The following is a 15,173-nucleotide window of genomic DNA, read 5'->3' as shown; positions in this document are numbered from 1 at the left end:
GGCGACTGCGAACGACCTGGTCGGGGTCAATACCGAGTTCCCCGATCTCGGCCAATATTGGCCGGTTTCGCTGAAATGGCGCAAGCCGGATCGCTACATTCACTCGGGTGACAATTCCTCGGGGCAGTACCCAATCACCGAAGTACCAACGACTCGCCGCCGATCTGCGCCGCCGGATCGCCGCCGGGGAGTGGCGGGGCGACTCGCCACTGCCGGTCGAGACCGAGCTGGAGCAGCAGTACGGCGTCGCCAGGAACACCGTCCGGCTCGCGGTCGACGTGCTCGTCAACGAAGGCCGCCTGGTCCGGCTGCAGGGCAAGGGCACGTACCTCAAGGAGCACCCGGTGCTGGACCACCGGGTGTACGGCCCGGCCCTGCTGCCGGGTCAGCTGCCCGGGCAGCGGGACTGCCTGGCGGCGCCGACCGAGGTGTACGCCAGGGAGGCCAGGGCGGCCGGGCGACGGCTCACGGTCGACTTCGAGATGCTGATCGTCCGGGCCAGGGAGGACATCGCCGAGCGGCTCGGCCTGCGGCCCGGCGAGGCGGTGGTGGTGCGCCGTCAGCTCCGGCTGCTGGACCGCGAGCCGTACTCGATCGAGGAGAGCCACTACCGGGCCGGGCTGGCGGCCGGCACCCCGCTGATGGAGCCCGACCCGGTGCCGGGCGGGGACGAGGAGGTGCTCGCCGCGCTCGGCCGGACCGAGATCGGCGCGGTGGACCACCTGGTCTCGCGGATGCCGGGCCCGGAGGAGGCGGCCTGGTTCCAGGGCGGCCCCGGCGCCCCGCTGCTGGTGCAGACCCGGGTCGGTTACGACGCGCGCGGGCCGGTCCGGGTGATCGAGACCCGGTACTCGGCGGACCGCTGCCGACTGGTCTACGGGCTCGGCGAGCTGGGGGCCAGGCCGATGCCGGAGACGCCGGTGGCCCCGCCCCGGGAGGAGCGGAGCCACGGGTTCTGACGCCCGGTCAGAAGGCTTCGGCGGCGGGTTCCGTCAGCCGGCCAGCGCGGCCTGCACCTGACGGAGGCTCGGGTTCGTCATGACGACCTGCTCGCCGCCGTTGACCGGCTTGACGATCACGGTCGGCACCACCTGGTTGCCGTTGTTGACCGACTCGACGTAGGAGGCCGAGGCCGGGTCCTCCTCGATGTTGATCACGTCGTAGCCGATGCCCTCGCGATCCAGCTGGCTCTTCAGCCGGTTGCAGTACCCGCACCAGGTCGTGCTGTACATCGTGACGCTGCCGGACATGGCGGTGGACTCCTTCGGGAGGGGGCGTACGGTCTGAGCCGACAACGTCGCGGCGGCAGCGGAACATTCCGCGCGCGCCGGTCGGCGGGCCGATTATCCGTTGAGCGGGCGGGGCCTGTGGACAACCCGGACCGGATCGTCCGTCCGTCCTGCGAGGATGGACGGCATGCAGGAAGAGCTCTCGGGTCTCCCCGACCGGTACGACACCCCCTACGGCGCCGCCTACGGCGATCCGGCGCCCAGCGGCGCCGACGCGGTGCTCGCCGGGCTCGATCCTGAGCAGCGCGCCGTCGCCACGGCCCTGCACGGCCCGGTCTGCGTCCTCGCGGGCGCGGGCACCGGCAAGACCAGGGCGATCACCCACCGGATCGCCTACGGCGTGCGCAGCGGCGTCTACCAACCGCAGCAGGTGCTCGCGGTCACCTTCACCGCCCGCGCCGCCGGGGAGATGCGCGGGCGGCTGCGCCAGCTCGGCGCCGAGGGCGTGCAGGCGCGGACGTTCCACTCCGCCGCGCTCCGCCAGCTCCAGTACTTCTGGCCGCGCGCGATCGGCGGCGAGGTGCCCCGGCTGCTGGAGCGCAAGGTGCAGCTGGTCGCCGAGGCGGCAGGGCGCAGCGGCCTCCGGGTCCAGCGCACCGAGCTGCGCGACCTGACCAGTGAGATCGAGTGGGCCAAGGTCACCCAGATCGTTCCGGACGACTACCCCGCCGCCGTGCTCAAGGCCGGCCGCGAGGCCCCGCGCGACCCGGCCGAGATCGCCCGGGTCTACGCCACCTACGAGCAGTCCAAGCGCGACCGCGGCGTGATTGACTTCGAGGACGTGCTGCTGCTCACCGCCGCGATCCTGGAGGACCGACCGGAGATCGCCGGCCAGGTCAGGGCCCAGTACCGGCACTTCACGGTGGACGAGTACCAGGACGTCTCGCCGCTCCAGCAGCGCCTGCTGGACCAGTGGACGGGCGGCGGCGCCAGCCTCTGCGTGGTCGGTGACGCCAGCCAGACGATCTACTCGTTCACCGGCGCCACCCCCGACTACCTGCTCAACTTCCGGGCCCGGCACCCCGAGGCCACCGTGGTCAAGCTGGTCAGGGACTACCGCTCCACCCCCCAGGTGGTGCACCTGGCCAACGGCCTGCTGGCCAAGGCGAGCGGGCAGGCCGCCCAGCACCGGCTGGAGCTCATCTCGCAGCGCGAGGCCGGTCCCGAGCCGGTCTACGCCGAGTACGTCGACGAGCCGACCGAGGCCGAGACCACCGCCCGGGAGATCAAGGGGCTGCTCGCCAGGGGCGTCCGGGCCAGCGAGATCGCGGTGCTGTTCCGGATCAACAGCCAGTCCGAGGTCTACGAGCAGGCGCTCGCCGACCTGGGCATCTCGTACCAGCTCAAGGGTGCCGAGCGGTTCTTCGAGCGCCCCGAGGTCCGCGACGCGGTGATGCTGCTGCGCGGCGCGGCCCGGGCCGGCTCCGACCCGCTCACCGCCGACGCGCCCGATCTGGCCGGTCAGGTCCGTGCGGTGCTGGCCAGCCGCGGCTTCACCCCCGCACCGCCCGCCGGTTCGGGCACGGTGCGCGAACGCTGGGAGTCGCTGGCCGCCCTGGTCCGGCTCGCCGAGGAGTTCGAGGCGGCCCGGCTGACGGCCGGTCAGGCCACCGACCTGGGGGCGTACGTGGGTGAACTGGACGCGCGCGCGGCGGCCCAGCACGCCCCCGCCGTCGAGGGCGTCACGCTCGCCTCGCTGCACGCCGCGAAGGGGCTGGAGTGGGACGCGGTCTTCCTGGTCGGCCTGACCGAGGGCACGCTGCCGATCATCTACGCCAAGACCGACGAACAGATCGAGGAGGAGCGCCGGCTGCTCTACGTCGGCGTCACCCGCGCCCGGCTGCACCTGTCGCTCTCCTGGGCGCTCTCCCGCTCCCCGGGCGGCCGGCCGAGCCGAAAGCCCACCCGCTTCCTGGACGGCCTGCGGCCCGGCTCCAGCGCCTCGGGCGCCCGCACCAAGGGCGGTCGCGGCGGCGTCGAGTTCGGCGCCGAGCGGTCCGCCGCCCGCAAGGTGCGCGGCCCGGTCAAGTGCCGGGTCTGCGACCGCACCCTGACCGACGCGGTCGAGCGCAAGCTCCGCCGCTGCGAGAGCTGCCCGTCCAACATGGACGAGGCGCTGTACGAGCGCCTGCGCGAGTGGCGGTCGGTGCAGGCCAAGAAGCAGGGTGCGCCCGCCTACGTGGTCTTCACCGACGCGACCCTGATGGCGATCGCCGAGGACGTGCCGGCCAGCGAGCGCGAGTTGGCCGTGATCTCCGGTGTGGGCGCGATGAAGCTGGACAAATACGGGGCCGCCGTGTTGTCGTTGTGTGCCGGGGAGGAGCCCGTGGACGAGTCCACGGACGAACCCCTCGACGAGACTCAGGGGGAGTCGGAGGAGTCGGCCTGAGCCGCTCCCGAGAGCCGCCCAGGGCGCTCTTCGAAACTCGCCGTAAAAATAGTTTGCGCGCCGTACACACCGCGCAATAGCCTGCCGGAGCGGTCAAGGGGACGAGATCGCAAGGCCGCGAGGGTCTCACTTTCGCGCGCCTGCCCGGCGTCACGCGCAGTTCCCAGCAGTTCTGCACCCAGCGCCACCGCACCACCTGCACCACCGACCAACATCCGAACATCGGGGCCCGGGAGACCAGGCACCGCGAGCGCCGAGAGGAGGCGAAGACAGTGGAAACCAAGATGATCACCAACCTGACTGGCCGGACCGTCATCGCCATGCCCTCGTGCGTTCCCTCGCAGGTCGGCAGCCTGAACGGTCCGGGTCTCAACGGCACCGGTGTCTCCGGCGTTGTCAGTGGCCTGCCCGTTAATGGGCTGGGCAACGGCATCTTCGGCACCTCCGTCGAGACGGGTCTGTCCCTCACCGGGACGACGTTCGGCGGCGGCCGCGAGATTCGCAGCGACCGACCGCTCCAGGCATCGAAGGCAGCAGTAGCGGCCGCCAAGCATGGCGACTACGCGCAGCTGGTCGGCGATGCCGGAGCCGCCGAGCAGCAGGATGAGAAGCAGATGAAGGCCATGGCCGCCCTGGGGGCTGCCAAGGCCGTCCGGATGTGGGCCTTCCGCGGCCCTGAACCCTGGAGAGATCAAACCTGAGTCGCCTCAGGTCGAGCCTCCAGGGCCGCGGAACCCGTCTACACCGGGATTCGCGGCCCTCTTGTTTTGTCCGGTACGTCAGACCCACCCAGGTCCTCCGGGACCTCCGGCCCGCCCCACCAGCCAGCTGGCCGGATCCACAGCAGAAGACGAGGAAGACGCCAGTGTCCACGGTCATCACACCGCCACTCCCGTCCGTACCGACAGACATCACCAAGGCCGACCAGGCCGACCCACCGGAGGTATCTCTCATGCAGCTCACCGCGATCGACGGGGCCGAGGTCAACGGCCAGCCCATCCCGTGCCGCGCCTTCGACCCGGAGGTCTTCTTCGCCGAGACCCCGGCGGACGTCGAGTACGCGAAGTCGCTGTGCGGCACCTGCCCGGTCAAGGACGCGTGCCTGACGGGCGCGCTGGAGCGGCGCGAGCCGTGGGGCGTGTGGGGTGGCGAGCTCTTCGTGCAGGGTGTCGTGGTTGCCCGGAAGCGGCCGCGGGGCCGTCCGCGCAAGACCGAGGTCGCGGCGTGAACGCCGTGTCCGGTGCGGTGACCGTCCGTCGGGGTGAGCAGCCCCCGCTGGGCAGCGCACTGCGCAACTCGGTCCGCATCGCGGCCGCCAAGGCCGATGCAGCCAACTCCCGTCCGTTTCCGAGCACGCACCACGAGCAGGACCACCTCATGACCGCCGCCGCCAAGCAGACCGTCCGCCTCGAGCAGACCAAAGAACTTCTGATCCAGAACAGGACCCGCGAGATGCAACTCATGCAAGAAACCCTGGCCCGCGCCCATATGCAGGAACGCCTCCAGGAGGCCGAGCACCAACGGGTGGGCGAGCGAGTCGCTCGGGCCGCCAAGCTGGTGCGGCGGGCCGAACGCGCTTCGCTGCGAGCCCGCAAGGCGCTCGCCGTCGCCCTGATGTGAGACCTGACGGAGTGACAGCACCACCCCCGTGACGACGATGGCCGCCCCACAGCAGTGGGGCGGCCATCGTCGCGTGCGGCGTCTCCTGACCGGTCGTCAGCTTCCGGTCGGCTCGTCCACCGGCTCGGCGAAGCCGGGCAGCCAGTCCAGCATCTCGGCCCGGAACGGCGCGTTGGCGCCGAGTTGGCAGAGCACGCCGATAGTGCTCAGGGTGACCCGGTGGATCAGCAGGTACGCGGGCGGCAGATTGAGCTGCTTCCCGAGGTTGTACGCGGGCGAGCGCGGGTCGGCGATCCGGGCCGCCTGGGCCCGCATCCAGGGCCGGGTGAAGTGGAAGGTCTCCACCGTGACCGGCTCGATGATCGGGAGCAGGTAGTCGAGCACCGCCGTGGGGTCCAGCTCGATCGAGGGCCTGACGAAGCCCTCCTCGCGGAGCATGTCCAGCACGCCGTCGGCGTCGCCGGCCAGCGCCATCCGGAGCGCGTTGCCGATCGGGGCGGGCAGGCCCTCCGGGAGCCGGTCGACGGTGCCGAAGTCCAGCACGCCGAGCCGCCAGCCCTCGACCGGGCCCTCGTCCTTGATCAGCCGGAAGTTACCGGGGTGCGGGTCGGCGTGCAGCAGCCCCGTCCGGGACGGGCCGGCGAACAGGAAGCGGGCCAGCAGTTGCCCCGCCCGGTCGCGCTCCTGCTGGGTGCCGTTGGTGATCACCTCGGACAGTGGGGTGCCGTCCAGCCACTCGCTGACCAGGATCTGGTCGGCTTGGGCCACCACGTCGGGCACCGTGATGTCCGGGTCGTCGGCGAACTCCTCGGCGTGCCGCCGCTGGGCCGCCGCCTCCAGCTCGTAGTCCAGCTCCTCCGTGACCCGTGAGCGCAGCTCGGTGATCAGCGGCTTGATGTCGAGCCCGGGGATCAGCGGGCCGAGCAGCCAGGCCACCCGGCTGAGCTGGGCCAGGTCCGAGAGCAGCGCGTCACCCGCTCCCGGGTACTGGATCTTGACGGCCACCACCCGGCCGTCGTGCCAGACCGCGCGGTGCACCTGGCCGATCGAGGCGGCGGCCGCCGGGCGGTCGTCGAAGGAGCGGAACCTCTTCCGCCAGTCCGGCCCGAGCCGCTCGGTCAGCACGGCGTGCACCTTGGCGGCGGGCATCGGCGGCGCCGCGTCCTGGAGCTTGGTCAGGGCGGCCCGGTAGGGCCCGGCCACCTCCTCGGGCAGCGCGGCCTCGAAGACGGACAGCACCTGTCCGAACTTCATCGCCCCGCCCTTGAGTTTGCCCAGGGTGGCGAAGAGCTGGTCGGCGGTCTGCTGCTGCAGCTCCGCCGTGACCTCGTCCGCGGGACGGCCGCCGAGACGCTTGCCCAGCCCGAGAGTCGCCCGGCCGGCGAAGCTCAGGGGCAGAGCGGCGAGCCGGGCGGTGCGGGAGACGGCCTTGCGCGGGATCTCAGACATGAGCTGCCCCCCGAGCGGTGCGGCCGGCGTTGCCGCAGCCCGTAGCCCGTGTCGTGCTGCGGACCGCGGTGACCCGGCGTCGCCGTCGGCGCCCCACCGCGGGCCGTACCGTCCGCGCCACCGCCTTGTGCGGAAGATCGCTCACCCCAGGCCTCCCAGCTCCGAATCCCACCCGCAGGTCGTGTCACTGGCCATTGTGCCCGCTCCCCGATCCGGCCCGGCCGGGGTTGCCCGCACCTTCGCAACTCGGGGCCTGGCCGGCCGACAGGATCCGCCGGACCGGCCCTACATCCCCTGCCGCTGCTCGGGCGGCCCCGAGGGCCAGGTGCAGCCGCAGGAGGGGTGGGTGGGGAGGCGGAGGCGGCGGGTCATTCCGTCTGCGGCGGAGACCTCGCACCAGCCGTCCACGCTGGGTGGCCGGACGCCGTCCAGGTAGAGCTCGACGTGCAGGGCGGCCAGGCCGGCGACGGTGGTGGCGAGGGCGCTGTCGCAGGCCGGAGCGCGGGGACGGCCTGGTCCTTCGGCGCCGAGTTGGGCGAGCAGCCGGGGCCAGGCCTCGTCCTCGTCGCGGCGGGTGAGGGTGGCGCAGGAGCCGCAGGCCGAGGCGCCGGGCAGTACCAGGGGGCCGACGATGCCCAGGTGCTCCAGCACCCCGACGTACAGATGAGGCACCCCGGCCCGCATCAGGCGGTGAGCCTCGGCGGCGACGCCGGTGAAGGCGCCGGCGCCGTCCCGGGGCGCCAGCACCACCAGGGCGGGCGGTGGCTGCTCCTCGGCCCGTGGGGTGCGCTGCCGCTCGCCGGTGGCGGCACCGGAGGCCCGGTGCACCACCTCCCGGGCGGCGGTGGCCCGGAGTCGTCCGATGTCGGTCGGCGGGTAGCCGGCGGGTGAGCAGTCCCGTCCGGTGACCCGGCCCTGGTCGGTCAGCGTGACGCCGCCGACGCCCCCGGCGGCGAGCACCGCCCCGACGGCGGCGCCGACCCGCCCGGCCCCGTGGATCTCCACCCGGGCGGCGGCCCGGCCCCGGAGCACGGCGGGGGCCTCGCCGGGATCCGGGTGGACCAGGGAGAGCGAGGCCAGGTCGGGCGCGAGCAGCTCCTGACGGGCCTTCGGATAGCTGTCGAACACGGCCAGGCCGGCCTCGGCGTCGTCCAGCAGGCCGCCCTGCTCGAGTGAGCCGAGCAGCTGCTCGGTGACCTCCCGGCCGAGCCCGAGCCGCTCGCCCGCCTCCAACAGGGCGGGCCGCTCCCGGCTGCCGTCGAGGAGTTCCAGGAAGGCGGCGACGGGTTGGCTGACCTGCTCCACCACCCGGGCGTGCTGCCGGACGGTGCCGAACTGCAGGGTGTCGTTGTCGCGCCACAGACGCGAGAGTGCGGGCTTCACCATCGGGCGCACGGCGGCCTCCGGTCGGAGCGGGTACGGCGGGCTAGTGGAAGCATGCCTGATCCCGAGCCCACCGCGCTGAGCGCTGTCCACAGGTTCCGGGCGCTTGTCCGACGATCGTTCTGCACAGCCTGTGGATAACTCTGGCCGTCGTCGGCAGCGGCCGCCCGGGCTTGTCTGTCAGGGGCAGCGGGTAGCCTCGCGGGCATGGCGGTCGAACGGGATGTCCCTGCTCAGGCGTCGCCCCGTCGTGCCCGGGCCACGTCCGGGTCGGGAGCCGCGACGCCCGTCACGCGCGCCCCGGCGCGCGAGCCAGGTGAGCCGGTGGCGCTGCCGCCTCAGGACCGGAGCGCGGTCGAGGTCCGGCGCAGCGCCCGCCGCAGCCGTACGGTCTCCGCATACCGCGAGGGCGACCGGACGGTGGTGCTGATCCCGGCCCGGATGTCGCAGGCCGAGGAGCGCCGCTGGGTGGACCGGATGCTCGACAGGCTGGCCGCCCAGGAGAGCCGCAAGGTGCTCGGGGACGACGCGCTGATCCGCCGGGCCGCCCGGCTGTCGGCCGAGTACCTCGGCGGGCGGGCCCGGCCCGCCGTGGTCCGCTGGGTGACCAACCAGAATTCGCGCTGGGGATCCTGCACCCCGGCCGAGGGGAGCATCCGGCTCTCGCACCGGCTGCAGGGGATGCCCGAGTACGTGGTCGACTACGTGCTGCTGCACGAGCTGGCGCACCTGCTGGAGCCGAGCCACGGCCCGGATTTCTGGGCGCTGCTGGCGTCCTACCCGCGGACCGAGAGGGCCCGCGGGTACCTGGAGGGTGTGGCCGCCGCGGCACACCTGCCGCATGCCCGAAGCTGCGACTGACCGCTACGGCGGCACGGCCAAGAGAACTATCGACCCTCGGTCAGATTCCGGGCCAGCGAGACCAGTTCGCGCACAGACCCGTCGGTCAGCTCCGGCAGGTGGTCGTAGTCGAACCAGCGCAGGTCCAGCGACTCCTCGCTGATCAGTGCCTCCGCTCCGGCCGGCGCCAGCGCGACGTACTGGACGTCCAGGTGGGTGTTCTCCGGCCGGTCCTTGCCGGTGCAGCGGACCTGGTGCCGGTCCAGCTTGACCGGGACGGGTGCGCCGTCGACGGTGAGCAGTTCGAGGTCCGGGATGCCGGACTCCTCGGTGGCCTCGCGCAGCGCGGCGGCGGCCAGCGTCCCGTCACCGGGCTCGCAGTGCCCGCCCATCTGCAGCCAGCGGCCGACCTTCGGATGCAGCGTCAGCAGCACCCGCCCGGCCGAGGGGTCCACCACCACCGCGCTGGCGGTGATGTGAGCGGGCAGGCAGGACCGCCACATGCCGTCGGGGCGGTCGGCCAGGTGGCCGAGGTAGTCGAGCCTGAGCCGGTCCTGACCGGGGTCGGCCACCGACCAGGTGCTCAGCGTGCGGATCGCGTCGGCGTGCAGCACGGTCACTTGCCGGGCTCCCCGTCCTCGTCGTCGGTCTTGCCCTTGGCGGCCTCGCCGAGCAGCTTGTCGAGCTCGGTGAAGTCGATGCCGCCCTCGGCGCCGTCGCCCGAGCCGCGGTGCACGAAGCCGTCCGGGTCGTCCAGGTCTGCGGCGGTGGGCAGCATGTCGGGGTGCTCCCAGAGCGCGTCCCGGCCGTCGACGCCCCGGGCGTCGGCGAGCGAGGCCCAGAGCCGGGAGGCGTCCCGGAGGCGGCGCGGGCGGAGCTCCAGGCCGACCAGGGTGGCGAAGGTCTGCTCGGCCGGGCCGCCGGCCGCGCGGCGGCGGCGGACGGTCTCGCGGAGCGCCCCGGCCTGCGGCAGGTGCGGTTCGGCGGCGGCGTGGACGACCGCGTCGACCCAGCCCTCGACCAGGGCGAGCGCGGTCTCCAGACGGGCCAGCGCGGCCTTCTGCTCCGGGGTGTCCTCGGGCTGCAGCAGGCCGTTGGCCAGCGCATCCTGGAGCGCCTCGGGGTTGGACGGGTCGAGCTGGCCGACCAGCTCCTCCATCCGCGAGGTGTCCACCTTGATGCCGCGCGCGTACGCCTCGACCGCGCCGAACAGGTGGGCCCGCAGCCACGGCACGTGGGCGAACAGCCGCTGGTGGGCGGCCTCGCGCAGGGCCAGGTAGAGCCGGACCTCCTCGGCGGGCACGCTCAGGCCCTCGCCGAACTCGGCGACGTTCTGCGGCAGCAGGGCGGCCTTGCCGGCCGGGGCGAGCGGCAGGCCGACGTCGGTGGAGCCGACCACCTCGGCGGCCAGCGCCCCGAGCGCCTGGCCGATCTGGGTGCCGAACATCGCGCCGCCCATCGAGCGCATCATGCCCATCAGCGGCCCGGCCATCGCCTGCATCTCCTCGGGCAGCACACCGCCCATGGCGTTGCCGACCCGCTCGGCGACCGGGTCGACCAGGTCCTTCCAGACCGGCAGGGTGGCCTCGATCCACTCGGCCCGGCTCCACGCCACGGCGGTGCCCGCACCGGACGGGAACTCGGTGACGGAGTCCAGCCAGAGGTCGGCCAGCCGGACCGCCTCGGCGACGGCCGACCGCTCGGTGGCGCTCACCGAGCGGTCCTTGGTCTTCCCCTCGGCCTGCTCGGCGACCACGGTCTGCCGGGCGATGTCCCGGGCCAGGTCCCAGTTGACCGGGCCGCCGTCGAAGGAGAGCATCTGGCCGAGTTGCTGGAACGCCGCGCCGAGGTCGTTGGGATTGAGACCGCCCAGCATCGCCCCGAACGGATTGTCGCCCGCAGCCCCGCCGGGAGTGCCGGGACCGCCCATGCCGAACAGCGCACCGAACGGGTTGGCCCCGCCGAAACCGAACGGCTGCGGCGGCGTGGGCTCGGCGCTCTCGTCCTTGTTCTCCTTGTCGCGCTTGGCCTTGCCGTCCTCGGGCTCCTCGGGAGGAACGCCGAATCCGAAGGGAAGGTCGCTCACGGGGTCCTCGATCTGATCGGCCGTCACGCGCGTGGTGTGGCGGGGGTCTGCGTGCCCGGAACGGGCGTCGGCAGCGCGGCCCGATCGCGCCGGGTGCACCGCCGGGGCCGCGCCTCGGGCAGGATGGTCGGTACGTGACACTCGTACGTACGCACATAAGCTAACCGTGGAGGATGGCCGGTGAGTTCCCCGCCTTCGGACGTTCGCTCTGGGCTGACCGGAGGTGAGGACGCCCCAGCTGCCGCGGGTTCGCCGTCTCCAGCCTACGGCGGCAAGCCGCTGACCGTGGCCGTCACCGGCGCCGCGGGGGTGCTCGGCGAACGGGTCGCCGCCCGCCTGGTCGGCTCCCCAGGAGTGCGCAAGGTGCTCGCGCTGGACGACCGGCGCGGGGAGGTCCCCGGCGTGCAGTGGCGGGTGCTGGACGTCCGCGACCCGGCGGTGGCCGAGCGGCTGACCGGAGTGGACGTGGTGGTGCACCTGGCGATGGACCTGGGCATGGAGACCGACCCACGGGCCCGCAGCGCGTACAACGTGCGGGGCGCGCAGACCGTCCTGACCGCCGCCGCGGCGGCCGGGGTGAGCCGGGTGGTGCTCTGCACCTCGGCGATGGTCTACGGCGCGCTGCCGGACAACGAGGTGCCGCTCGCCGAGTCGGCCGAGCTGCGGGCGACCGAGGAGGCGTCGCTGGTCGGTGACCTGCTGGAGATCGAGCGGCTGGCCCGTCGCGCGCCCCGGGCGCACCCGGGGTTGCAGGTCACCGTGCTGCGTCCGGCCGTGGTGGTGGGCCCGGGCGTGGACACCGTGCTGACCAGGCACTTCGAGGCACCCCGGCTGCTGGTGGTGGCCGGGTCCCGGCCGTGCTGGCAGTTCTGTCACGTGGACGACCTGGCGGTGGCGCTGGAGTACGCGACGCTCGGCCTGGTCGAGGGTGAGGTGACGGTCGGCTGCGACGGCTGGCTGGAGCAGGAGGACGTGGAGCAGCTGTCCGGCATCCGCCGGATGGAGCTGCCGGCCGCGCTCGCGCTGGGCACGGCGGCCCGGCTGCACCGACTGGGCCTGACCCCGGCCCCGGCGGGGGACCTGGCCTACACGATGTACCCCTGGGTGGTTTCCGGGAGCCGGCTGTACGAGGCGGGCTGGCGGCCCGCGCACACCAATGAGCAGGTTCTCGGCGAGTTGCTGGCGCAGGTCGCGGGCAAGCACGCGGTGGCCGGGCGGCGGCTGGGCGGCAAGGAGGCCGCGACCAGCCTGGGTGCGGCGGGTGCCACGGTGGCGCTGATCGGCACGGCGGCCCTGGTCCGGCGGGCCCGGAAGAGCCGCCGGATCTGACGGAGGGTCCGGTACGAGGGCGCGCGGCAGCAATCGTGCGCCTGTTGGTCCGCGCTTGCTGCGCCCGGAGTGAGGCCGCGCCTTTTCCGCTTCGCGGAATGGCCCAATCGTGATGCGGAAAGCTCTTGTCGCGGACCCCGGGGGATGAGGAATCATGGTGAGCATGTCCGAGAACCACGACCCCATCCGCCTGCTGGCCATCCGCGAGACCCCGCTCTCGCTGGACGAGGTGTACGAGGCGGTCGGCGACGACGCGGCCGGCGGCACCACGGTCTTCGTCGGCACGGTGCGCGACCACGACGGCGGCAAGTCGGTGACCGCGCTGGAGTACAGCGCCCACCCGAGCGCCGAGCAGGAGATGCGGCGGATCGCCGAGAAGATCGTCGCCGAGTTCCCGGTCCGGGCGCTCGCGGCGGTGCACCGGATCGGTCGGCTGGACATCACCGACAAGGCCGTGATCGTCGCGGTCTCCTGCCCGCACCGGGGCGAGGCCTTCGCGGCGGCCCGTCGGCTGATCGACGACCTCAAGCACGAGGTGCCGATCTGGAAGCACCAGATCTTCTCCGATGGCGAGGAGGAGTGGGTCGGCGCGGGCTCCTGCTGATCCTCCGTCGGACCCGTTCGGTGGCATCCGGTCATACGAATACTTCTCAGTGGTGAGCGAATTCGCCGCGCCGTAACCCGTACGGCGGTGCGCCCGTTGGGCTGCCGAGTGGTTAATCTGCTCATACGAACGACGAGCTGGGAGTACGGACATGGCTGCGCTCGCCTGGTTGATCATTCCTGTGGTGGCGGCACTGGCCGCCATGCTCTGGGCCGGCTGGGCCGCCCGTACCCCGAGGGCCACCGGCGACCCGGCCTCGCTGGCCGAGCACCAGCGGTTCAGGGCCGCGATGGAGCGCAGCACGAGCGCTCCGGGGGAGCCGGGGAAGCGGTAGCCCGGGCGGCGCGGTGACGGCCCCGTCCCGTACTGTCGGTCCCATGCCACGCCGCTCCGCGACGATGCTCGCCGCCACCCTGCTGCTCATAGCACTGCTCTGTGCGTCGGTCCTGATGAAGGTGCCGTACACGGAGATGAGCCCGGGCCCGACGTACAACACGCTCGGGACGCAGGAGGACGACGGGAGGCCGGTGATCCAGATCACCGGGCACGAGACGTACCCGACCAGTGGCCACCTCAACATGACGACCGTTCAGGTGACCGGGGCCAAGTACGAGCCCAGCCTGGTGTCGGCGGTGATCGGCTGGCTGCGCGGCGACGTGCTGGTGGTGCCGCGCGAGAACGTTTACCCGGAGGGTCAGACCGATCAGGAGGCGCAGCAGCAGAACGCGGAGGAGTTCGCGTCCTCCGAGGACAGTGCCAAGACCGCCGCGCTCAACCAGCTCGGCATCCCGGTCGGCACCCAGGTGGTGGTCAAGTCCGTGGTGGCCGGCGGCCCGTCCGAGGGCAAGCTGCACGCGGGGGACCGGATCGTCGCGGTGGACGGCACCAAGGTGACCACGGCCGAGCAGGTGGCCGAGTCGGTGACCAAGCACCAGCCGGGCGATACGGCGGTCTTCACCGTCGTACCGAAGGACCGCGCCGGGGCCGCCGCGACGGCGGCCGACGAGGTGCAGGTGCCGGTGGTGACCGGAAAGGCGGCGGAGGGGAACCGCGCCGTGGTCGGCATCAGGCCGGACGTCGAGCACACCTACCCGTTCAAGATCGACATCGGGCTGCAGGACGTCGGCGGCCCGAGCGCCGGTCTGATGTTCTCGCTCGGCATCGTGGACAAGCTGACCCCGACCGACCTCACGGCCGGCAAGTTCGTCGCGGGCACGGGTACGATCAGCGACGACGGCAAGGTCGGCCCGATCGGTGGCATCTCGATGAAGCTGATCGCGGCCAGGGACAAGGGCGCCGAGTACTTCTTCACCCCGGCCGACAACTGCGCCGAGGCGGCCAAGGCCACGCCGGAGGGCCTCCGCCTGGTGAAGACGGAGACCCTGGACGGTGCGCTCAAGTCGCTGGAGCTGATCCGCGCCGGTCAGGGCGCGGCGCTGCCGGCCTGCACCACCGGCTGACGGTCGCTCAGGAGAAGGTGGCGAGCAGCGCCTCGGTCAGGCCGGGCACCAGGTCGGGGCCGGTCAGCACCTCGCGGGCGACGTCCTTGGAGCGCAGCCGCAGCGCGATCTCCTTCTTGCCGTCGCGCAGCACGGCCGCGGTGATCCGGACCTCCTCGCGGGCCGGGTGGTTGGCCGCCCAGTCGGCGAGCTGCGCCTCGGTGGCGTTCTTCGGGCGGCTGTGCTCGGCGCCCGGCGGGAGCATCTGACGCTCCACCACCAGCGCGCAGCCGACCACCTGGTCCGGCCAGGCGATGGTGCCGAGGAACTTGTCCAGCTCCATCCCGGCGGGCAGCTCGTCCTGCTCGATCACGGTGAGGTCGCCGGGCTTCTCGTCGGTCAGGCCCAGCTGCTTGGCCAGCTTCGGGTCCTGCTTGCGCAGCGCGGCGCTGTCCACCAGGGCGAACAGCCGGGTCGGCAGGTCCCAGCCGAGGGTGGCGGCGTACTCGTCGATCTCCAGCGCGGCGCGGGTGAGCGGGGAGGCGGCGGGCGGCTTGCCGCCGGCCAGGGCATCAAGTGCATCGGACATGCCCCAATCCTCACATGCGCGGCGTCCCGGCCGGTTCAGCCGGGGCGGAGGGCGAACTCGTGGTGAACCGTGGGAACTCAGGTAAAGACCGATTAAGTTGCACAGGAGACCGGACCAGACCGACCCACACGACACAGCAGAGGTGCCACCTTGGTA

16 protein-coding genes are annotated in these 15,173 nt (G+C 72.7%); 10 read left to right on the top strand and 6 right to left on the bottom strand.

Annotated features, from left to right (window positions below; genetic code table 11):
- Positions 1-107 precede the first annotated feature (107 nt).
- Entirely contained in the window at positions 108-959 is an 852-nt protein-coding gene (locus ACKUU6_RS12530; protein WP_407988579.1) for a GntR family transcriptional regulator, read from the top strand.
- A 33-nt stretch (positions 960-992) separates the two neighbouring features.
- Here ACKUU6_RS12530 and ACKUU6_RS12525 read toward each other — a convergent pair whose 3' ends face one another.
- On the bottom strand, positions 993-1,250 hold the full coding sequence (locus ACKUU6_RS12525) for a mycoredoxin (RefSeq protein ID WP_350661091.1): 258 nt from the start codon (positions 1,248-1,250) through the stop codon (positions 993-995).
- 157 nt (positions 1,251-1,407) lie between these two features.
- Between ACKUU6_RS12525 and ACKUU6_RS12520 the strand changes: the two genes are divergently transcribed.
- The 4 genes from ACKUU6_RS12520 to ACKUU6_RS12505 all read left to right on the top strand — a co-directional run bounded on the left by ACKUU6_RS12520 (position 1,408) and on the right by ACKUU6_RS12505 (position 5,298).
- Positions 1,408-3,678 carry an ATP-dependent DNA helicase UvrD2 gene (locus ACKUU6_RS12520; protein ID WP_407988578.1) on the top strand — a complete coding sequence of 757 codons (2,271 nt, stop codon included), beginning with the start codon at positions 1,408-1,410 and terminating at the stop codon, positions 3,676-3,678.
- Between the two features lie 272 nt (positions 3,679-3,950).
- Positions 3,951-4,379: a hypothetical protein gene (locus ACKUU6_RS12515; RefSeq protein WP_407988577.1), complete on the top strand. Its 429-nt coding sequence runs from the start codon at positions 3,951-3,953 to the stop codon at positions 4,377-4,379.
- Positions 4,380-4,543: 164 nt separating this feature from the next.
- The gene (locus ACKUU6_RS12510) at positions 4,544-4,906 is read left to right on the top strand and encodes a WhiB family transcriptional regulator (RefSeq protein WP_407988576.1); all 363 of its coding nucleotides are present in this window, start codon (positions 4,544-4,546) and stop codon (positions 4,904-4,906) included.
- Positions 4,907-5,055: 149 nt separating this feature from the next.
- The gene (locus tag ACKUU6_RS12505) at positions 5,056-5,298 is read left to right on the top strand and encodes a hypothetical protein (protein WP_407992109.1); all 243 of its coding nucleotides are present in this window, start codon (positions 5,056-5,058) and stop codon (positions 5,296-5,298) included.
- Positions 5,299-5,394: 96 nt separating this feature from the next.
- Here ACKUU6_RS12505 and ACKUU6_RS12500 read toward each other — a convergent pair whose 3' ends face one another.
- Together ACKUU6_RS12500 and ACKUU6_RS12495 are read right to left on the bottom strand one after the other, a co-directional pair.
- On the bottom strand, positions 5,395-6,747 hold the full coding sequence (locus tag ACKUU6_RS12500; RefSeq protein ID WP_407988575.1) for an ABC1 kinase family protein: 1,353 nt from the start codon (positions 6,745-6,747) through the stop codon (positions 5,395-5,397).
- A gap of 285 nt (positions 6,748-7,032) precedes the next feature.
- Positions 7,033-8,133, bottom strand: a complete 1,101-nt coding sequence (locus ACKUU6_RS12495; RefSeq protein ID WP_407992108.1) for a ThiF family adenylyltransferase — start codon at positions 8,131-8,133, stop codon at positions 7,033-7,035.
- 204 nt (positions 8,134-8,337) lie between these two features.
- Here ACKUU6_RS12495 and ACKUU6_RS12490 point away from each other — a divergent pair, with 204 nt between their 5' ends.
- Positions 8,338-8,991, top strand: a complete 654-nt coding sequence (locus tag ACKUU6_RS12490; RefSeq protein WP_407988574.1) for a YgjP-like metallopeptidase domain-containing protein — start codon at positions 8,338-8,340, stop codon at positions 8,989-8,991.
- 26 nt (positions 8,992-9,017) lie between these two features.
- On the opposite strand, the gene ACKUU6_RS12485 is transcribed toward ACKUU6_RS12490, so the two are convergent.
- A complete protein-coding gene (locus ACKUU6_RS12485; RefSeq protein ID WP_407988573.1) occupies positions 9,018-9,590 on the bottom strand; it encodes an NUDIX hydrolase in 573 nt (190 codons plus the stop codon).
- Positions 9,587-11,056, bottom strand: coding sequence for a zinc-dependent metalloprotease (locus tag ACKUU6_RS12480; RefSeq protein WP_407992107.1), 1,470 nt, complete (start codon positions 11,054-11,056; stop codon positions 9,587-9,589). Before ACKUU6_RS12480 ends, ACKUU6_RS12485 begins: the two co-directional genes overlap by 4 nt.
- A 180-nt stretch (positions 11,057-11,236) precedes the next feature.
- On the opposite strand from ACKUU6_RS12480, the gene ACKUU6_RS12475 reads away from it, so the two are divergent.
- The 4 genes from ACKUU6_RS12475 to ACKUU6_RS12460 all read left to right on the top strand — a co-directional run bounded on the left by ACKUU6_RS12475 (position 11,237) and on the right by ACKUU6_RS12460 (position 14,449).
- On the top strand, positions 11,237-12,385 hold the full coding sequence (locus tag ACKUU6_RS12475) for an NAD-dependent epimerase/dehydratase family protein (protein ID WP_407988572.1): 1,149 nt from the start codon (positions 11,237-11,239) through the stop codon (positions 12,383-12,385).
- Between the two features lie 154 nt (positions 12,386-12,539).
- Positions 12,540-12,989: a molybdenum cofactor biosynthesis protein MoaE gene (locus tag ACKUU6_RS12470; protein ID WP_407988571.1), complete on the top strand. Its 450-nt coding sequence runs from the start codon at positions 12,540-12,542 to the stop codon at positions 12,987-12,989.
- Between the two features lie 151 nt (positions 12,990-13,140).
- Positions 13,141-13,323: a hypothetical protein gene (locus ACKUU6_RS12465; RefSeq protein ID WP_407988570.1), complete on the top strand. Its 183-nt coding sequence runs from the start codon at positions 13,141-13,143 to the stop codon at positions 13,321-13,323.
- Between the two features lie 43 nt (positions 13,324-13,366).
- The gene (locus ACKUU6_RS12460) at positions 13,367-14,449 is read left to right on the top strand and encodes a PDZ domain-containing protein (protein WP_407988569.1); all 1,083 of its coding nucleotides are present in this window, start codon (positions 13,367-13,369) and stop codon (positions 14,447-14,449) included.
- Between the two features lie 7 nt (positions 14,450-14,456).
- Here ACKUU6_RS12460 and ACKUU6_RS12455 read toward each other — a convergent pair whose 3' ends face one another.
- Positions 14,457-15,017, bottom strand: a complete 561-nt coding sequence (locus ACKUU6_RS12455; protein ID WP_407988568.1) for a PPA1309 family protein — start codon at positions 15,015-15,017, stop codon at positions 14,457-14,459.
- Positions 15,018-15,173: the final 156 nt, after the last annotated feature.

The organism is Kitasatospora sp. CMC57, assembly GCF_045866025.2.
Lineage (GTDB): Bacteria > Actinomycetota > Actinomycetes > Streptomycetales > Streptomycetaceae > Kitasatospora.
Note: the sequence above shows the minus strand (reverse complement) of the source record. Positions and strands in the feature narration are given on the sequence as shown.